This window comes from Arthrobacter sp. MP_M4 (assembly GCF_035984855.1).
Taxonomy (GTDB): domain Bacteria; phylum Actinomycetota; class Actinomycetes; order Actinomycetales; family Micrococcaceae; genus Arthrobacter.
In genome coordinates, this window is sequence record NZ_JAXCHX010000002.1 from 406,044 (window position 1) to 424,230 (window position 18,187).

19 protein-coding genes are annotated in these 18,187 nt (G+C 66.2%); 15 read left to right on the forward strand and 4 right to left on the reverse strand.

Going from position 1 to position 18,187, the window contains the following annotated elements:
* The first annotated feature begins 23 nt into the window (after positions 1 to 23).
* Positions 24 to 1,592 carry a GTPase HflX gene (gene hflX / locus RCH15_RS04310; RefSeq protein ID WP_326958363.1) on the forward strand — a complete coding sequence of 523 codons (1,569 nt, stop codon included), beginning with the start codon at positions 24 to 26 and terminating at the stop codon, positions 1,590 to 1,592.
* The gene (locus RCH15_RS04315; protein ID WP_326958365.1) at positions 1,585 to 3,666 is read left to right on the forward strand and encodes an ATP-dependent DNA helicase; all 2,082 of its coding nucleotides are present in this window, start codon (positions 1,585 to 1,587) and stop codon (positions 3,664 to 3,666) included. Before hflX ends, RCH15_RS04315 begins: the two co-directional genes overlap by 8 nt.
* A 23-nt stretch (positions 3,667 to 3,689) precedes the next feature.
* On the opposite strand, the gene lexA is transcribed toward RCH15_RS04315, so the two are convergent.
* Positions 3,690 to 4,439, reverse strand: coding sequence for a transcriptional repressor LexA (gene lexA / locus RCH15_RS04320; protein WP_326958367.1), 750 nt, complete (start codon positions 4,437 to 4,439; stop codon positions 3,690 to 3,692).
* Positions 4,440 to 4,798: 359 nt separating this feature from the next.
* Here lexA and RCH15_RS04325 point away from each other — a divergent pair, with 359 nt between their 5' ends.
* The 8 genes from RCH15_RS04325 to RCH15_RS04360 all read left to right on the forward strand — a co-directional run bounded on the left by RCH15_RS04325 (position 4,799) and on the right by RCH15_RS04360 (position 11,205).
* Entirely contained in the window at positions 4,799 to 5,272 is a 474-nt protein-coding gene (locus tag RCH15_RS04325; RefSeq protein ID WP_326958369.1) for a LysM peptidoglycan-binding domain-containing protein, read from the forward strand.
* A gap of 77 nt (positions 5,273 to 5,349) precedes the next feature.
* Positions 5,350 to 6,468, forward strand: coding sequence for a histidinol-phosphate transaminase (locus RCH15_RS04330; protein ID WP_326958371.1), 1,119 nt, complete (start codon positions 5,350 to 5,352; stop codon positions 6,466 to 6,468).
* A gap of 64 nt (positions 6,469 to 6,532) precedes the next feature.
* Positions 6,533 to 7,159 carry an imidazoleglycerol-phosphate dehydratase HisB gene (hisB, locus tag RCH15_RS04335; RefSeq protein WP_326958373.1) on the forward strand — a complete coding sequence of 209 codons (627 nt, stop codon included), beginning with the start codon at positions 6,533 to 6,535 and terminating at the stop codon, positions 7,157 to 7,159.
* On the forward strand, positions 7,156 to 7,911 hold the full coding sequence (gene hisH, locus RCH15_RS04340; protein WP_326958375.1) for an imidazole glycerol phosphate synthase subunit HisH: 756 nt from the start codon (positions 7,156 to 7,158) through the stop codon (positions 7,909 to 7,911). Before hisB ends, hisH begins: the two co-directional genes overlap by 4 nt.
* Entirely contained in the window at positions 7,912 to 8,070 is a 159-nt protein-coding gene (locus RCH15_RS04345; protein ID WP_326958376.1) for a hypothetical protein, read from the forward strand. It abuts the gene before it with no gap.
* Positions 8,071 to 8,148: 78 nt separating this feature from the next.
* Positions 8,149 to 8,895 (forward strand): bifunctional 1-(5-phosphoribosyl)-5-((5-phosphoribosylamino)methylideneamino)imidazole-4-carboxamide isomerase/phosphoribosylanthranilate isomerase PriA, encoded by a 747-nt coding sequence (gene priA, locus RCH15_RS04350; protein WP_326958378.1) that lies wholly within the window; start codon positions 8,149 to 8,151, stop codon positions 8,893 to 8,895.
* A 13-nt stretch (positions 8,896 to 8,908) separates the two neighbouring features.
* Entirely contained in the window at positions 8,909 to 9,808 is a 900-nt protein-coding gene (locus tag RCH15_RS04355; RefSeq protein WP_326958380.1) for an SseB family protein, read from the forward strand.
* Between the two features lie 62 nt (positions 9,809 to 9,870).
* Positions 9,871 to 11,205 (forward strand): MFS transporter, encoded by a 1,335-nt coding sequence (locus RCH15_RS04360; protein ID WP_326958382.1) that lies wholly within the window; start codon positions 9,871 to 9,873, stop codon positions 11,203 to 11,205.
* 110 nt (positions 11,206 to 11,315) lie between these two features.
* Here the strand turns inward: RCH15_RS04360 and RCH15_RS04365 are convergent, their stop codons facing one another.
* Positions 11,316 to 11,702, reverse strand: a complete 387-nt coding sequence (locus tag RCH15_RS04365) for a DUF1844 domain-containing protein (RefSeq protein WP_326958384.1) — start codon at positions 11,700 to 11,702, stop codon at positions 11,316 to 11,318.
* Positions 11,703 to 12,139: 437 nt separating this feature from the next.
* Here RCH15_RS04365 and infC point away from each other — a divergent pair, with 437 nt between their 5' ends.
* From infC to RCH15_RS04385, 4 genes are all read left to right on the forward strand, one after another.
* Positions 12,140 to 13,252 (forward strand): translation initiation factor IF-3, encoded by a 1,113-nt coding sequence (gene infC / locus RCH15_RS04370; protein ID WP_409017179.1) that lies wholly within the window; start codon positions 12,140 to 12,142, stop codon positions 13,250 to 13,252.
* 115 nt (positions 13,253 to 13,367) lie between these two features.
* Complete coding sequence (rpmI, locus tag RCH15_RS04375) at positions 13,368 to 13,562, forward strand: 50S ribosomal protein L35 (RefSeq protein WP_009358635.1); 195 nt, start codon at positions 13,368 to 13,370, stop codon at positions 13,560 to 13,562.
* Positions 13,563 to 13,680: 118 nt separating this feature from the next.
* Entirely contained in the window at positions 13,681 to 14,166 is a 486-nt protein-coding gene (gene rplT / locus RCH15_RS04380; protein WP_326958386.1) for a 50S ribosomal protein L20, read from the forward strand.
* Positions 14,167 to 14,230: 64 nt separating this feature from the next.
* Positions 14,231 to 15,142 carry a TrmH family RNA methyltransferase gene (locus tag RCH15_RS04385; protein WP_326958388.1) on the forward strand — a complete coding sequence of 304 codons (912 nt, stop codon included), beginning with the start codon at positions 14,231 to 14,233 and terminating at the stop codon, positions 15,140 to 15,142.
* A gap of 153 nt (positions 15,143 to 15,295) precedes the next feature.
* Here RCH15_RS04385 and RCH15_RS04390 read toward each other — a convergent pair whose 3' ends face one another.
* Positions 15,296 to 15,562, reverse strand: coding sequence for a GlsB/YeaQ/YmgE family stress response membrane protein (locus tag RCH15_RS04390; RefSeq protein ID WP_326958389.1), 267 nt, complete (start codon positions 15,560 to 15,562; stop codon positions 15,296 to 15,298).
* A 260-nt stretch (positions 15,563 to 15,822) separates the two neighbouring features.
* On the opposite strand from RCH15_RS04390, the gene RCH15_RS04395 reads away from it, so the two are divergent.
* Positions 15,823 to 16,812 carry a cation diffusion facilitator family transporter gene (locus RCH15_RS04395; RefSeq protein WP_326958390.1) on the forward strand — a complete coding sequence of 330 codons (990 nt, stop codon included), beginning with the start codon at positions 15,823 to 15,825 and terminating at the stop codon, positions 16,810 to 16,812.
* Positions 16,813 to 16,845: 33 nt separating this feature from the next.
* Here the strand turns inward: RCH15_RS04395 and RCH15_RS04400 are convergent, their stop codons facing one another.
* Positions 16,846 to 18,054, reverse strand: coding sequence for an MFS transporter (locus tag RCH15_RS04400; protein ID WP_326958392.1), 1,209 nt, complete (start codon positions 18,052 to 18,054; stop codon positions 16,846 to 16,848).
* Between the last annotated feature and the right edge of the window lie 133 nt (positions 18,055 to 18,187).

Below are 18,187 nucleotides of genomic sequence, written 5' to 3' on the forward strand. Positions count from 1 at the left end.
TTGCCAAACCTCTAAAGGAGACCATGACCAGTCAGCCCAACACCGGACCCGATTCAGCAGCCCAGGACATGAGTCCTGCGGAAATCCAGGCTGTCATCGACCGGATCCTCGCCAAGGACACCCCTGCACGGAAAGCGGCCCCCGCTGCCGGCGAGCCTTCATCGGTGCTCGGCAAGGCGCAGGCAATCTCCGGGCTGAACGAGGAACACAGCACCTTCGACGGTGACCAGCAGGACCTTGAGGAACGGCACGCCCTGCGTCGCACCGCCGGGCTGTCCACCGAACTCGAAGACGTCACCGAGGTCGAATACCGGCAGTTGCGCCTGGAGCGTGTCGTCCTGGCCGGCCTCTGGACCGAAGGCACCCTCGCGGACGCCGAGAACTCGTTGCGCGAACTTGCCGCCCTCGCCGAGACCGCCGGTTCGGAGGTCCTCGACGGCATTGTCCAGCGCCGGGCCAAGCCGGACCCCGGGACCTTCCTCGGTTCCGGCAAAGCCCAGGAGCTCAAGGACATCGTGATGTCCACGGGCGCGGATACTGTCGTCGTCGACGCCGAACTGGCACCCTCGCAGCGCCGCAGCCTGGAAGACATCGTCAAGGTCAAGGTCATCGACCGCACCGCCCTGATTTTGGACATCTTCGCCCAGCATGCCAAGAGCCGCGAGGGTAAAGCCCAGGTGGAACTTGCCCAGCTCGAATACCTGCTCCCGCGGCTGCGCGGCTGGGGCGACTCGATGTCGCGCCAGGCCGGCGGCCAAGTGGGCGGTGCCGGTGCCGGCATGGGTTCGCGTGGCCCCGGCGAAACCAAGATCGAACTGGACCGCCGCCGCATCCGGACCAGGATGGCCAAACTGCGGCGCGAAATCGCCGCCATGAAGCCCGCACGGGAGACCAAGCGGGCAAACCGCCGTCGTAATGCCGTGCCGTCCGTAGCAATCGCCGGATACACCAACGCGGGCAAGTCCTCGCTGCTGAACCGGTTGACCGATGCCGGTGTCCTGGTGGAGAACGCACTCTTTGCCACCCTGGACCCGACCGTTCGCAAAGCGGAAACTTCGGACGGGCTGGGCTACACCCTGGCCGACACCGTCGGTTTCGTACGTTCCCTGCCCACCCAGCTCGTGGAGGCTTTCCGTTCCACCCTGGAGGAAGTCGCCGACGCGGACCTGATCCTGCACATCGTGGACGTCTCCCACCCGGACCCGGAAGGCCAGATTGCCGCCGTCCGGGCGGTGTTCAGCGAAGTCGACGCCCGCAAGGTGCCGGAAATCATCGTCCTGAACAAGGCCGACGCCGCGGACCCCTTCGTGATTGAGCGGCTCAAGCAGCGCGAACCGCGCCATGTTGTGGTCTCGGCGCGCACGGGCGAAGGCATCCCGGAACTGCTCAAGGCCATCAGCGAGGGCATTCCGCGGCCCAGCGTGAAACTCGAACTGATGATCCCGTACAACCGTGGGGACCTGCTGAGCAAGCTGCACGAGACCGACGCCGAGATCCTCAGCCTTGACCACGAGGAAGCGGGCACCCGTGCCGTGGTGATGGTGCGCGAAGGTTTCGCCGCTGAACTGGATTCCTTCATCAGCAATGACTGAGGCGGCGGTGAGCGGGGCGGACACGGACCCAGGCAGCAAGGGCGGCGGAGAATTCGTTATTGAGCTGCTCGACCGCGCCGTGTCCGGCATGGGCGGCCAGAGCCGCGAGGGCCAGCACGAAATGGTCCGGCAGGTGGCGCACGCGATTGACAGCGGCGACCACCTGCTGGTCCAGGCCGGCACCGGTACAGGTAAGTCCCTCGCGTACCTGATCCCGCTGATCGCCCATTCCCTGGTCAGTGAGAAGCCCACCCTGGTCTCCACAGCTACGTTGGCCCTGCAAACCCAGATTGTCGGCCGGGACTTGCCCCGGCTGTTGAAAACCATCACGCCGGCGCTGGAACGGCCCGTTAAGATCGCCCTGGTCAAGGGACGCTCCAACTACGTGTGCCGGCACAAGCTCGAGGGTGGCTTCCCTTCCGAAGAACCCTCGGAAGGGCAGCTCTTCTCGCTCGGCGAGGACACCTCCGTGCCGCACTTCGCTGCCGCCATGGGCGGGCCATCCTCCCAGCTGGGCAAGGAGGTGGTCCGGCTCCGTGAATGGGCTGAGGACACCGTCACGGGAGACCGCGACGAACTCCTGCCCGGGGTCACGGACCGTGCCTGGCGGCAGGTCTCCGTCACGTCCATGGAGTGCCTCGGCGCGCAAAAATGCCCCCTGGCGGCGGAATGCTTCAGCGAGCTGGCCCGGCAGAACGCCGCGGACGCCGACGTCGTGGTGACCAACCACGCCATGCTGGCCGTCAGCGCCTTCGAGGGCCTTGCCGTGCTGCCGGAATACGACGTCGTGGTGGTGGATGAGGCCCACGAGCTCCAGGACCGGGTGACCGGAGCTGTCTCCGGGCAGCTCTCCGTCGCAATGGTCCACGCTGCGGCGTCCGGAGCCCGCAAGCACACCGGCATCACGGTGGACGCCCTGAACAATGCCGCGGCCAACCTCGAACTCGCCATCGAGGGCGTGCCCAGCGGACTGCTGCCCAACGGCCTCAACAGCGAACAACTCGACTGCGTGGACCAGTTGCGGGATGCCTGCCGTGCGGCGCTCTCGGACTCCAAAGGGGACAGCGCCAACACCGTCGACGGCGGCCGGCAGCTCGCGCGTTCCCGACTGATGGTGATCCTGGAACTTTGCGAACGGCTGCTCGCGGCGCGGGAGAACCGCGAGGTGGTCTGGTTTTCGCGCAACAGCACCTTCGATCCGCAGCAGGGGTACTCCCAGCCGGACGAGTCCGCGCCGGCCCTGGTCAACGTCGCACCGCTAAGCGTCGCCGGCCGGCTCCGCGAGGGCCTGTTCGCCGACCACACCGTTATCCTGACCTCGGCTACCTTGGCGATCGGATCCGCCTTCGAGCCCGCTGCCGGAGGCCTCGGGCTGCTCGGACCCGGTGCGCCCAGCTGGACCGGCATCGACGTGGGCTCACCCTTCGAGTACCCCAAGCAGGGCATCCTCTACGTCGCCAAACATCTGCCCAAGCCCGGCCGCGGCACCTCACCAGAGGCCCTCGATGAACTCGAAAAGCTGATCCGTGCCTCGGGCGGCGGCGCCTTGTGCCTGTTTTCCTCCCGGCGTGCCGCCGAGGACGCCGCCGAAGCCATGAGACCACGGCTGGACATGACAATTCTCTGCCAGGGTGACTCGACAATGACGGCACTCGTGAAGCAGTTCGCCGACGAACCGGACACCTGCCTCTTCGGCACCATGTCCCTGTGGCAAGGGGTCGATGTGCCGGGAACGGCCTGCCGTCTGGTGGTGATCGACCGGATTCCGTTCCCGCGGCCCGATGATCCCCTCATGACGGCCCGGTCCCGCGCGGTGGCCCAGGCCGGCGGCAACGGATTCATGAGCGTTTCCGCAACCCACGCCGCGATCCGCCTGGCCCAGGGCGCAGGCCGGCTCATCCGCACAACAACAGACAGGGGAGTCGTGGCAGTACTGGATTCCCGGCTGTCCACTGAGCGCTACGGAGGTTTCCTTCGGGCCGCCCTGCCGCCGTTCTGGCCGACGACGGATCCGGCGGTAGCCCTCGCGGCCCTGGAACGGCTCGGAAAAAAACCCGGCCAGTCCGCAGACTGACCGGGTAGTTCGGGCGCAATGTCCTAAAGGGAGCGCATCACCGAGACGACCTTGCCCATGATGACCGCGTGATCGCCGAGGATGGGTTCGTACTGGGTGTTCTGCGGCAGCAGCCAGGTGTGGCCATCGCGCTGTCGGAACGTCTTGACGGTAGCTTCGTCGTCCAGCAACGCGGCGACGATGTCGCCGTTGACGGCGTCGCCCTGCTGGCGCACCACCACCCAGTCACCGTCACAGATGGCGGCGTCGATCATTGAATCCCCGGCAATCTTGAGCATGAAGAGCTCGCCGTGGCCCACCAGCTGGCGGGGCAGTGGCATGACATCTTCCACTACCTGGTCGGCCAGGATCGGACCGCCCGCGGCGATCCGGCCCACCAGCGGCACCATGGCCGTGTCAGTTGCGCTTGCCAGCTCCGACACGGACAGGCCGCCGACGGTGCGCAGGGAACCGGACTTCGCCACCCCCGAAGATTTGGCGGTGCCCTCATCAAGGGTCAGCGGTATCAGCACTTCCATGGCGCGGGGGCGCTTGGGGTCACGCCGCAAATAACCGAGCTTTTCCAGCTGCGAAAGCTGGTGGGTGACGCTGGACAGGCTCGCCAGACCCACGGTGTCACCGATCTCGCGCATGGACGGCGGATAGCCGTTGTCCGTCACGGACCGCTGGATGGTTTCCAGGATCTTTCTCTGCCGGACGGTGAGGCTCTTTGGTGGCCGGGCCGCCTGCGGGCTCCGCGTAGGGGCCCTGCCGCCAGTGGCTTGTGCTGCCATGTTCGCCAACGCCTTTCCGTTCCGCCCGGCCACCGTGGCTGCGGCTGCCGGGAACTTCCGGCCTGAAATGTCAGACCCTGCTGATCAACTGCAGATGTGGTTGTTCTTGAACACAAACGTAGGCCAGCCGCACTGCTTTTTCAAACATTTGTTCTAGCGAGTCTCGACAATGTTCGTTGATAAGTGCTAAAACAGAACAAGCGAGATTCGAATATGTGTTCTAGTTGAACACCCGCATTTAGCCGGACACCGGGAGAACCCCGCGCATCGTTCGGTTGTTTGTTCGAAGATTAGGCCGGTTGGCGGCGAGTACGTGGAGTACGCCGGGCGGCACAGTATGGTCCAGGAGGGCTCAGTTCATGTCAGCATCAAGCGCGTTTTCCAACACATTTGCCCGCGGCGCATCCGGCAACGACGGCCGGCGCGAGACCGCGGCCTCGATCAGCAGGCTCAGCCCCGCAGATCAGGAAGCCCCGAGCGGCGTCCCCGCCTCCACCGGCCGCGGAGCCGGAACCACACAGGCACCGCTGAAGCTCACGCGACGGGGACGCTTTGTCTTCATCGGCGTGCCGCTGATCCTCCTGGCCGCCCTCATCCTGTCCTTCAGCGGATTCTTCAGTGCACCCGCCAAGGCCGCGGAGTCTGCTGCCGAACTCTCCCCCACCCCCTCGGTGACTGTTACGGTGCAGCCCGGTGAGTCCTTGTGGGCCATTGCCCGCACGGTGGCCCCGGAACGGGATCCCCGCGACGTCGTCAGCGAAATCATCGAGCTGAACAATCTGGAGGCATCCCAGCTTGAGGCCGGCCAGGCCCTCTTCATTCCGTCGAAGTAGTGCCAGGGAACCCTGCGGACCCGGCCGGCGGAACACATGGATTCCGGGGTTGCGGCCGCGTCACTTAAACTAAGGACGTGACTGATCAGCTAGAGCGACTGAACCGACTTCCCCTCCGGACCAACCTGCGCGGCCTGACGCCGTACGGTGCGCCGCAGCTGGACGTTCCCATCCTGCTCAACGTCAACGAGAACTCCCACGGCGTTCCCGCCGACGTCCGCGCCGCCATCTCCGAAGCCGTCACGATCGCCGCGGCGGGCTTGAACCGATACCCGGACCGGGAGTTCACCGAGCTGCGGGAGGCACTGGCGGAGTACCTCGGCCATGGACTGGGTGCCCGGAACATCTGGGCGGGGAACGGGTCCAACGAGGTCCTCCAGCACATCCTCCAGGCCTTCGGCGGACCCGGACGCACCGCGCTCGGATTCCCTCCCACGTACTCCATGTACCCGCTGCTGGCTGCCGGCACGGACACCGAGTACATCGTCGGGGTCCGCGCCGGGGACTACGGCCTCAGCGCCGCATCGGCTGCCCGCCAGGTCAGGGAACTCCAGCCGAATATTGTCTTCCTCTGCTCCCCGAACAACCCCACCGGCACCGGGCTTGGCCTGGACGTCGTGGAGGCCGTCTACGCGGCCGGTGAAGCCAGCCAGACCATCGTGATCGTCGACGAGGCGTACCACGAATTCGCCCACGACGGCACGCCCAGCGCCCTGACCCTCCTCCCGGGCCGGGAGCGGCTGATCGTCTCGCGGACCATGAGCAAGGCCTTCGCCCTTGCCGGCGCCCGGGTCGGCTACATGGCAGCAGCACCCGAGGTCACCGACGCGCTGCGGTTGGTCCGGCTTCCGTACCACCTCTCAGCCATCACCCAGGCAACAGCGCTGGCAGCCCTCCACCACCGGGTTGCCCTCATGGCAGATGTCAAGGACATCATGCGACAGCGGGACAGGATCGTCACCGAACTGCAGCGGATGGGGCTCAAGCCCGCCGTCTCGGATTCGAACTTCGTCTTTTTTGGCGGCCTCGAGAATCCGCATGAAGTCTGGCAGGGGCTGCTCGATGCCGGGGTGCTCATCCGGGACGTCGGCATTCCGGGGCACCTGCGGGTGACCGCCGGAACTGAGACGGAAACCACAGCCTTCCTCTCAGCCCTTGAGCGGATCCTGGCCGGCCGTGCAGTGCAGCCCGCCTAGACTTAACACCGGACATTCACATTGCCTGCATGCCGGGCACCGTCGTCATCCAAAGGACACGCACATGAGCAACACCGGATCCACCGCTGGCGAGGGCCGGACCGCACGCATGGAACGGACCACCAGCGAGTCATCCGTGCTGGTCGAGATCAACCTCGACGGCACCGGCGTCTCGGACATCAGCACCTCCGTGCCGTTCTACGACCACATGCTGACGGCCCTGAGCAAGCACTCCCTGATCGACATGACTGTCAAGGCCACCGGCGACACGCACATTGACGTCCACCACACGGTCGAGGACGTCGCCATCACGTTCGGTGAGGTCCTGCGCACCGCCCTCGGCAACAAGGCCGGGATCCGCAGGTTCGGCGAGGCCACCGTCCCACTCGACGAAGCCCTCGCACAGGCCGTCGTCGACGTCTCCGGACGCCCGTACCTCGTGCACGGCGGGGAACCAGCCGGCCAGGAATACCACCTGATCGGCGGACACTTCACGGGTTCCCTGACCCGGCACGTCTTCGAAGCCATCACCCTGCACGCGGGAATCTGCCTGCACATGAACGTCACCGCCGGCCGGGATCCGCACCACATCGTCGAGGCCCAGTTCAAAGCGTTCGCCCGTGCCCTGCGCGCAGCCGTCGAACCGGATCCCCGGGTCACAGGCATCCCGTCGACCAAGGGTGCGCTGTGACCGGCAAGGTGCTGCAGGACGGCGCCATCATCAACCCCGACGCCGGCAAAAAGCCCGCGTCGCCCGAGGGCAAACCCACGGTCACCGTCCTTGACTACGGCTCCGGGAACATCCGCTCGGCGGTGCGCGCCCTCGAGCGCGCGGGCGCCGAGGTCATCCTCAGCTCCAAACCGGAGGACGTGCTCAACGCGGACGGACTCGTGGTCCCCGGCGTCGGCGCCTTCGAAACGGTGATGAAGGAACTAAAGGCTGTCGACGCCATCCGCATGATCGGACGGCGCGTCGCCGGCGGCCGCCCCGTGCTGGCCATCTGCGTGGGCCTGCAGGTTCTCTTCGAGGCCGGCGTCGAGCACGGCACCGAAGCCGAAGGTATGGGGGAGTGGCCGGGCAAGGTCGAACTCCTCCCCGCCGACGTCGTCCCGCACATGGGCTGGAACACCGTATCTGTCCCGGCGGGCTCACGCCTCTTTGCCGGTGTCGAAAACGACCGGTTCTACTTCGTCCACTCCTACGGCGTCCAGACGTGGGACTTCGACGTCATCCAGCCGCGCATGGCGGCGCCGCTGGTGACGTGGTCGGAGCACGGCGCCCCGTTCATCGCGGCCGTGGAAAACGGCCCGCTGTGCGCCACCCAGTTCCACCCCGAGAAGTCCGGCGACGCCGGGGCGCGCCTGCTGCGCAACTGGGTCGATGGCCTGCGGGAGAGCGCCGGAACAGCGCAACCCCCGGCAGCGGATGCGGGGACCGCCTAAATGTGGTCCCTGGTGCTGATGGGGCTCGCCGGCCTGCTGGTTGGCGGCGCGCTGTCGTTCCGCCAGCAAAAGAGCCCCCGCTGGGTCCAGATCGTGTTCTACATCCTGGCCGCGATGGCGCTGGCCGCCGCGTATCTCCTGACATTGCCTGCCGCGTGAGGCTGCCGGCCGCCTGACACTGCCTGCCGCCGCACCAGTGGCGGCGCCCCGCTGACCCGAAAGAGCTGAGGATCCACCATGACCACCGAAACCCCGCTGCCCGTGCTGGAATTGCTGCCCGCCGTCGACGTCGTCAACGGCCAGGCCGTCCGCCTCGTCCAGGGCGAGGCCGGCAGCGAGACAAGCTACGGCACACCGCTGGAGGCCGCACTCAACTGGCAGGAGCAGGGAGCCGAATGGGTCCACCTCGTTGACCTGGACGCAGCCTTCGGCCGGGGCTCCAATGCCGAGCTGCTCCGCGAAGTCGTGGGCCGGCTCGACATCAAAGTGGAGCTTTCCGGCGGCCTGCGCGATGACGAGTCGCTCGAGAAGGCGCTCAGCCTCGGCGTCGCCCGGGTGAACCTCGGCACCGCCGCGCTGGAAAACCCGGAATGGACCGCCCGGGTGATTGAGCGCTTCGGGGACAAGATCGCCGTCGGACTCGATGTCCGGGGCACCACGCTGGCCGGGCGCGGCTGGACCAAGGAGGGCGGTGACCTCTGGGACGTCCTCGGCCGCCTCGAAGACGCCGGCTGCTCCCGGTACGTCGTCACCGACGTCACCAAAGACGGCACCCTTCAGGGACCCAACGTCGAACTGCTGCGCCAGATGGTGGACAAGACCGGCAAACCTGTCATCGCCTCCGGCGGAATCTCCAGCTTGGACGACCTCAAGGTTTTGCGCTCCCTGGTGCCGCTCGGCGTCGAGGGCGCCATTGTCGGCAAGGCCCTCTACAACGGCAACTTCACGCTGCCCGCGGCCCTCGACGTCGCAGGCCGGCGCTAAGCGGGCCGGCAGCATGGAACAGCCTCCCGCGCAGAACACCCCAGCTGATCCTGCCGCCGCATCCCGGCCCTTGCCCGGGCATATTGCAGCGGCTCTGGCCGGCGCCGGGGGACCGGCGGACTCAGCCGGCAGGCCGTGGGCCGGACGCAGCCTTACCGGCGACGACGCCAGGGTCCACACCTTCGAGGACGACGACGGCGCAGCGGACCCCGGCTACCTGGCAGCACTGGCCGCACTGCTCTCGGGCGACGGGGACGAGGCCGCGGTGGTGGCCTCGTTGGCCACGGCCCGGGTCTTTGTGCCGATTCTCGCCACGCTCGCCGAAGAGGGCGAAGGTGCCGGGGGCATCCAGGCCGACAAACAGGCCGACATGGCCCTGGTGACCCTCAAGGCTCCGGACGGCCGTACGGCGATGCCCGTCTTCACCTCCGCGGCATCGCTGACGGCATGGCACCCGGAGGCCCGTCCGGTGGCCGTCTACGCTGCCCGCGCGGCGCTTTCTGCGGTTGCTGAGCACGCGGAGCTGCTCGTGCTCGACCCCGGTTCGGCATTGACGTTTGTGGTGCGCCGGCCCGCGGTCTGGGCACTGGCGCAACAGCGGAACTGGACGCCGTCGTACGCTGACCCGGAACTGGCCCGCGGCCTCGGCGAGGCCGCGGTTGGCTTTCCGGCCGTCCGGCGTGTTGAAATTCATCCAGGCGGAGGAGTTGCTTCGCGCACGGCCGATGGCAGCCAGGTTCCCGGCGGCGGCTCAGGCCCGGAGCTCCGGGTGGTGCTTTATCTTGAAGAAGGACTCGACGCCGCCGGTGTCCAGTCCATCGTGTCCGGCCTCAACATTGCCTGGGCGCGGAATGAAGAATTTGCTGAGCGGGTTGACTCCATCGAGGTCAAATTGCAGCGCGCAGCACCGTAGCTGACGGCCAGCGGGGGAAACCCGGGTGCTGCCGGGAAGCAGTACCAGAAGGATGTCGTTTCGTGAATTTCGCGCTTTACCGGGAGCTGCTGGCTATTCGGCCCATCAGGAGGCTCCTGCTGGTCGGGATGGTGGCCCGGATACCGCATTCCGCAGCGGGGGTGCTCCTGACCCTGCACATCGTCCTGACCCTCGGCCAGGGCTACGCGGCAGCCGGGGCCGCCGCTGCCGTCATGACGATCGGCATCGCCGTCGGCGCCCCCTGGCGCGGCAGGCGGGTCGACACGGTGGGGCTGCGCCGGGCGCTCATCCCCTCCGTCATCTCTGAAACGGTCATCTGGTCCGTGGTGCCGCACGTGTCGTACGAGGTGCTGCTGCCGCTGGTATTCGTCGGCGGCCTGCTGACGCTGCCGATCTTCAGCGTGGTGCGCCAGTCCCTGGGCGTCCTCGCCACGGGGGAGCAGCGCCGCACCGCCTTCGCCCTCGACGCCATCTCCACCGAACTGGTGTTCATGATTGGGCCTGCCGCGGGCGCGCTGGTCGCGACGGCAGGCTTCTCGGTGGTCGGACTGACGATCGTCGGCATCGCCACCTCGGTCTCCGGGCTTTTCCTCATGTGGTTCAACCCGCCAACCCGCACCGCAGAGTCTGTCCTCCGGTCCGATGCAGAGTCGGAGGCAGCGTATGCGGCGAGCCAGCAGGACGCCGCAGGCGCGGCCGTCGTCGCCGCTGCCCCGGCCCACGTGCAGGACGCCGCCACCGAGTTCGCGCCCCTGGCCGGTGCGGAGGACAGGTACCGGGAACGGTCCGGGCTGCGCCAGAAGGTCATCCACAATTTCGCCTGGTTTACCTCAGCCGTGGCCGCGGTCTTCGCCGTCGCGGCCGGAGCCGGAATGGTCCTCAGCGGCACCGACGTCGGCATCGTGGCGGCCCTGGAAATCGGTGGCCACCAGGCCGAGATCGGGCTGGTTTTCCTTTTCTGGTGCGCGGCCTCGGTGGTCGGTGGAGTCATCTATGGCGCCATGCACCGGCCCATTTCCCCCATCCTGCTGCTGCTCGGCATGTCGGCGTTGACCATCCCGATGGCCTTCGCCCAGGACACCTGGACCCTGTGCCTGCTCTCCCTCCTGCCCGGTCTGCTTTGCGCGCCGGTGCTCTCGGCTGCCTCCGAGAAGGTCGCCGAGCTCGTCGAGGAGCGCCGCCGCGGCGAGGCGATGGGCTGGTATGGCTCGGCGCTGACCGGCGGCGTCGCGCTCGGCGCCCCGCTTGCCGGTGTCTTCATCGATGGCATCGGGCCGTCCACTGGATTCGTGGCCGTGGGGGCGGGCGGCGTGGTGCTGTGCCTCCTGGGCCTCGGGCTCCAGCACCGACGCCGCCGCCGGCTTGCGGGAGTCTGACCAAGCTGCAAGGCCGGGAACAATGCCCGGGGCACGAACGACGGCGGCGGCCGGACCGATATGGTCCGCCCGCCGCCGTCGTTACTGCTGGTGGAGCTGGGTGCTCTTGCCTAGTTGACTGCTCCGGTGTATTTCTCGCCCGGGCCCTTGCCCGGCGGGTCCGGAATGATGGACTCTTCACGGAAGGCCAGCTGCAGGGACCGCAGGCCATCGCGCAACGGTCCGGCGTGCTGGGAGCCGATCTCGGGCGCTGCGGCGGTGACCAGCCCGGCCAGGGCAGTGATCAGCTTCCGGGCCTCGTCGAGGTCCTTGAGTTCTTCGGCGTTCTCCTCGGCGGCGAGTCCAAGCTTCACAGCCGCGGCACTCATGAGGTGCACGGCGGCGGTGGTGATGACCTCGATAGCAGGCACCTCAGAGATGTCGCGGATCTGCTGTGAGACGTCGGACGGGTCCCCGACGGGTTCGTACACGTGTGAATTACTATCTGCTGTGCTCATGCTGGTAAGCTTGTCACAGACCGACTGATTGTCGTTATTTCGTTCCAGTCCAGATCAATTTGGACCGCTGGAGCAGAAAGACAACCGAACCCCGTTAGCAGCCCACATGTACGTCATGCAGGTGCGCCGGACGGGATTTGTTCTGTACAATCGACTTTCAGTTTGCAAGCGGAGTTCTCTCCCACCCGCGTCAGCCGCTCTCCTCCGGGAGGCTTCGCAAGAAGCAAGGTTGCCGGGTACCTGGTCGGGCATTCCCGCGGACGCCAGTCCGCGGAATGTATGCCGTCTCCTATGAGGCAGGCAATTCCGATCTTCGAGGCCTTCGATTGCTCCGGCAATTGGGGGCCTTCTCTTTTTGCCGGTGGAATACCCCTCACGAACACAGGAGCTTTAACATTAGCGAGCCAAGAATCAATGAGCGTATCCGCGTCCCCGAGGTGCGGCTGGTCGGCCCTGCAGGCGAGCAAGTAGGGGTTGTCCGTATTGAGGATGCCCTGCGTTTGGCTGCCGAGTCCGATCTTGATCTCGTTGAAGTAGCACCTCAGGCCAAGCCTCCGGTGTGCAAGCTGATGGACTTCGGCAAGTACAAGTACGAGGCCGCCGTCAAGGCACGCGAAGCCCGGAAGAACCAGACCAACACGGTCCTGAAAGAAATCCGCTTCCGCCTGAAGATCGACACCCACGACTACGAAACCAAGCGCGGCCACGCGCTGCGCTTCCTCGGCGCCGGTGACAAGGTCAAGGCCATGATCCAGTTCCGCGGCCGCGAGCAGCAGCGGCCCGAAATGGGCATCCGGTTGCTCCAGCGTTTCGCGGACGACGTCGCCGAAGTCGGCATCGTCGAGTCCAGCCCGCGCATCGATGGCCGCAACATGGTCATGGTGGTCGGTCCCCTGAAAAACAAGGCCGAGGCCAAGGCAGAAGCACGCCGCGCAACGCAGCGTGCGGATGCCAAGGCCGAGAACGAAGCCAAGGCTTCAGGAGGCGGCCGCGTCGACACATCCGGTCCCGAGGCGCCCCTGACCCAGTCGCTGGCCGATCTTCTTCCGGAGGGCTACCAGGTCCGCACCGAGCCCTCCGCGGCCGAAGTCACAGCCACGGAAGCTCCTGCAGCAGAGGCCCCTGCAGCCGAAACCGCTCCGGACGCCGTGACGGTGCCGGCCGGCAAGGTTCAGGCTGACGCCGTAGAAACCACACCGGCTCCAGCCGTCACGGTGGAGGAAACTCCGGCTGCAAAGGCCACGGTCCAGGAAGCGCCCAAGCAGGAGGCTCCCAAGGCTCCCAAGGCTGCTCCGAAGCGTGAAGCCCCCAAAGCAGAAGCTCCGAAGACGGCCGCCAGGCCGGCAGTAACCAGGCCGGCAGCAGCCAAGGCTGCAGAGACCAAGCCGGCTGCGGCCAAGGCTCCCGCGGCTGACACCGCAGCCCCGGCTGCAGCACCCAAGCCGGTTGCGGCTCCCAAGCCGGTTCCGCGCCCTTCCGCGCCGAAGCCTGCTGCACGGCCGGCTGCCCCCAAGGCCGCCGCCAAGCCGGGTACCAAGAAGACCAACTAGTCCAGGGCTGCCGGACAGCAATGTCCGGCAGCAAGCAACCAGCATGCCGCCCGCAGGGGCGGCTGCGCGAAAGACTGCAGACCTTGTCTGCGGATACGTAAGGAGATCGGTTCCCATGCCGAAGATGAAGACCCACAGCGGTGCTAAGAAGCGCTTCAAGCTGACCGGCAGCGGCAAGCTGCGCCGCCAGCAGGCCAACCGCCGTCACTACCTCGAGCACAAGTCCTCCAGGCTGACCCGCCGCCTCGCCGGCGACAAGATCGTCTTCAAGGGCGACGCCAAGGTCATCCGGAAGATGCTCGGCATCTAAGTTCCAAGTTCTCTGATTGTTGCCACCTGGCAGCGGTCAACTACCAAAAAGGCTTCTCAGGCCAGCCGGTTGTTCCGGCAGTAGATGCTTGGGATCAGATTTTCGAAGGAGTACGCACGTGGCACGTGTGAAGAGGGCGGTCAACGCCCACAAGAAGCGCCGGGTTATCCTTGAGCGCGCCAAAGGCTACCGTGGACAGCGTTCACGCCTGTACCGCAAGGCCAAAGAGCAGCTGCTGCACTCGTTTGTGTACAGCTACGGCGACCGCAAGAAGAAGAAGGGCGACTTCCGTCGCCTGTGGATCCAGCGCATCAACGCTGCATCCCGCGCCAATGGCCTGACCTACAACCGTCTGATCCAGGGCCTGAAGGCCGCTGAGGTCGAGGTTGACCGCCGCATGCTGGCCGAGCTTGCCGTCTCCGACGCCAACGCCTTCGCCGCGCTGGTCCAGATTGCCAAGGATTCGCTGCCCGCCGACACGTCGGCTCCCGCCGTCCAGGTCCAGGCTGAGTCTGCTCCGGCAGTCCAGGCGCCGGCCGAGAAGAAGGCTCCGGCCAAGAAGGCTGCTGCCAAGAAGCCTGCCGCCGACAAGGCTGCCGAGTAGTACCCGAGGTACTTCACGAACCCCGCGTTCAGGAACCGGCTGAAAAAGCTACTAAGGTTCTTGTATGAACGAAACCGGGCGCCCGCAAGATTTGATACTTTCCAACCCCCGAGCCGATCGGGTACGGAAGGTGGCTCAACTTGCCGGGCGCCCGGCCCGTTTAAAGCGCCGCGAATTCCTCGCTGAGGGTCCGCAGGCGGTTCGTGAAGCCCTTTCACTGCATCAGAAGAGGGTCGCTGCGGGCGAGCCCGGCATCGTCTACGAGGTCTACGCAAGCGAATCCTGCCTGGACCGGCATCCTGACCTGGAGGCACTCGCAGAGGGCACCACGGCCTTTCTCGCCACCGACGAAGTGCTGGCGGCAATGGCCGATACCGTTACGCCGCAGGGCATTCTTGCTGTCTGCGGTTTCCTGGACGTGAGCCTCGAACAGGTGCTTGACGCCGGGCCCCGCCTGGTGGCGGTGCTCTGTGAGGTCCGGGACCCGGGCAACGCCGGCACGGTGCTCCGCGCCGCTGACGCAGCCGGAGCGGACGCCGTCATCCTCACGGCGTCGAGTGTGGACATTTACAACCCCAAGGCCGTGCGCTCGACAGCGGGCTCGCTGTTCCACCTCCCGGTGACGCTGGGCGCCGGGGTCGAGGAGATCGTCGCGCGCTGCAAGGAGCGCGGCATCGGCGTCTTGGCCGCTGACGGGCACGGCCAGCTCAATCTGGACCGGTTGCAGGATCAGAATGCCGCCCGGCGGCTCGGCGCACCGGCCCAGGATGGAGGGTACGCCTTGGATGCTCCCACTGCGTGGCTCTTCGGCAACGAGGCGCAGGGCTTGTCCGAGGACGATCTCGCCTTGGCCGATCACGGCGTGGCCGTCCCCGTCTACGGCGCTGCCGAAAGCTTGAATTTGGGCACCGCCGCTACGGTCTGCCTGTACGCCAGTGCCCGCGCCCAGCAGGGCCGCATCCCGGCGGCGGAGTAGGCGCCAAGCCGGTCGGTGCCGACCGCTCCACCGCCGTACCCCTGGAGCGCTGCGGGGGATTGCCCCCGGGGGCCCGGCGCTGCATCTCCAAGGGCAAAAAAAGTACGGCGGGCGTCCACCCGAAGGTGAGCTCCCGCCGTCGCCCGCGTAGCGTTAGGTGGTCTTGTTGCGTCCCGTGATGGCGCCGTAAATACCGGCAACCGCCAGGCCGCCGACAATCGCGAGAACCCAGGAACCGAGATTCCAGAATTCCATTCTGCCGCCGCCGAACAGCAGGTCGCCGATCCACCCGCCGACTATGGCGCCGACAACGCCAAGCACGAGGCTGGTGACCCAGCCGCCCCCGACCCTGCCAGGCATGACTGCCTTAACGATTGCACCTACTATGAGTCCGAGAATGATCCAGCCTAGAAAGCCCATTACTCCTCCTACATATTCGTCGGCATTCAAAGAGTGAATCCCGATTATGGCTTCAAGCTAACATAGGCAGGTTTGCTTGTCAGCAGGATCACCCCCAATCGTTACCTGCCCCGTTGGCCTGCCCTAATGGGCGGCCGTGGCGATGGCTCAGGCGCCCCCGCGGCGGAGCCGGTGACCTCGATAACGGGTACGGTATTCCTTGTGGGCCCAGGCACCGGCCGGAGTCCACCATCCGGTCAAACCCCTAAGGAGAAGCTCTTTTGGCTGCAAATGGCGGTACCAAGGCGATAGTGGCAGCGCTTGCTGCCAACCTGACAATCGCCGTCCTGAAATTCGTCGCGTACTTCCTGACGTTTTCCTCCTCGATGCTGGCCGAAGCGATCCACTCGCTTGCCGACTCCGGCAACCAGCTCCTCCTCCTGGTGGGCGGCAAGCGCGCCAAGAAGGCCGCGAGCCCGGAGCACCCGTTCGGATACGGGCGGGAGCGCTACATCTACGCCTTCATCGTCGCGATCGTGCTGTTCAGCGTCGGTGGCCTGTTCGCCCTGTACGAGGCGTGGGGAAAGCTCCAGCACCCACACGCAATCGAGGGTGATTTCTGGTGGGTTCCACTTGCCGTGCTGGTCGGTGCCATCCTGGCCGAGTCCTTCTCGTTCCGGACGGCGATCATCGAGTCCAACCACATCCGCGGCAAGCAGACCTGGATCAGGTTCATCCGCAGTGCCAAGCAGCCCGAGCTTCCCGTCATCCTGCTCGAGGATTTTGGCGCCCTCCTGGGCCTGACCTTCGCGCTCTTCGGCGTTAGTCTGACGCTTCTGACCGGAAACGGCATCTGGGATGCGTTGGGCACCGCGATGATCGGCTTGCTGCTGGTGGCGATCGCCGCCGTGCTCGCCGTCGAAACGAAGTCGCTGCTTCTCGGTGAATCAGCCACCAAGGACGACGTCGCCAAGATCGAAGCGGCCATCGAATCCGACGGTACGTCGATCATCCATCTCAAGACCTTGCACCTCGGCCCCGAGGAACTGCTGGTCGCGGCCAAAATCCGCATCGGCCGTTCCGATACCGGCCAGGACATTGCCCGCGCGATTGACAGTGCCGAGACGCGGATCCGCGAGGCCGTCCCGATTGCCCGCGTCATCTATCTGGAACCGGATGTGCAGCGCGCCAGTGCGGGGCAGCCCTCAGCCGGGGTTCCGGCGCCGGCGCAGCAGGAGCCCGAGCCGGCGAAGTCCCAGCACCGCCATTAACGGGGGCCGCGGGTCCGGTAGCCGCAGCACGCGCTACCGGACCAGCGGCCTTTTGCGTTCCACGAGTCCGCTGATGAGGGCAACGCCCAGGCCCAGGACGGCCAGCACAGCACCAACCAGGGCAGGAGCGACGTAGCCCCAACCCCAGGCGATTACGAGTCCGCCGAGGAACGCGCCCAGGGCGTTGGCGACATTGAGGGCCGCATGGTTGAGCGAGGAAGCGAGCGAGGGCGCATCCGGGGAAGCGTCCAGCAGCCGGGTCTGCAGCGCAGGCACCAGCAGGGAGCCTGCGCCGCCGACGACGAAGACCATGACATAGGCGGACCACGGCCAGTGCACGGCGACGGCGTAGACCACGAGTGCAACGGCGATGCCAGGCAGCACCCAGTAGATGGTCCCCATCACGGACTTGTCCGCGATCCGGCCACCAACGATGTTGCCGGCCACCATGCCCAGCCCATAGAGGGCGACCACCAGAGGCAGCCAGGCAGCCGGGATGCCTGCCACGGAGGTCATGGTGTGCGCGATGTAGGTGTAGGTCGCGAAGAAGCCGCCGAACCCCACGATCCCGATCAGGATTGCCAGCCAGACCTGGAGCCGCTTCAAGGCGCCCAGTTCGCGGCGGAAGCTTGCATCGGCGTGCGGCTTTTGGAACGGCAGGAACTTGAAGAGCATCACCAGCGTGAGAATGCCGATCACGCCCACCAGCAGGAACAGCAACCGCCAGCCATAGGTCTGTCCCAGCCAAGTGCCGAACGGAACTCCGATGACGTTGGAGACGGTCAGGCCGGCCATCACCATCGAGATGGCCCAGCCACGCCGTGTCGGGGCGACCAATGATGCCGCAATCACGGCGGCAACGCCGAAGAAGGCGCCGTGGGGCAGCCCGGCAGCGAAGCGGGAGATCAGCATGGTGCCGTAGTCCGGTGCGATGAACGAGGCAAGGTTGGCAATGCTAAAGAACAGCATGAGCCCCAACGCAAGGTATTTCCGCGGCATCTTGGCGCCGATGGCCGCCAGCAGTGGTGCTCCGACCACCACACCAAGTGCATAGGCCGAAATGAGGTGCCCCGCCTCCGGGGTGCTGATGTTGAGGCCCTGCTCCACCTCCTTGAGCAACCCCATCATGGTGAACTCGGTGGTGCCGATACCGAATCCGCCCATGGCAAGGGAAAGAATGGCCAGGGCAAGATGGCGGTTGGCGCTCTTGGCTGTCGCCGGGGCTTGTGCTGTGATTGTCATTCATCTGCTTTTCAAGAACGTTCCCGGCTGATGCCGGGAGAATGCGGCAAGTTAAATCGGATGTGAAGACCGAGATGTCTAACGGGACAGGCGGGCACGGTATTCCGGGCGCTCAGGTAAGTGTCCACTCCTA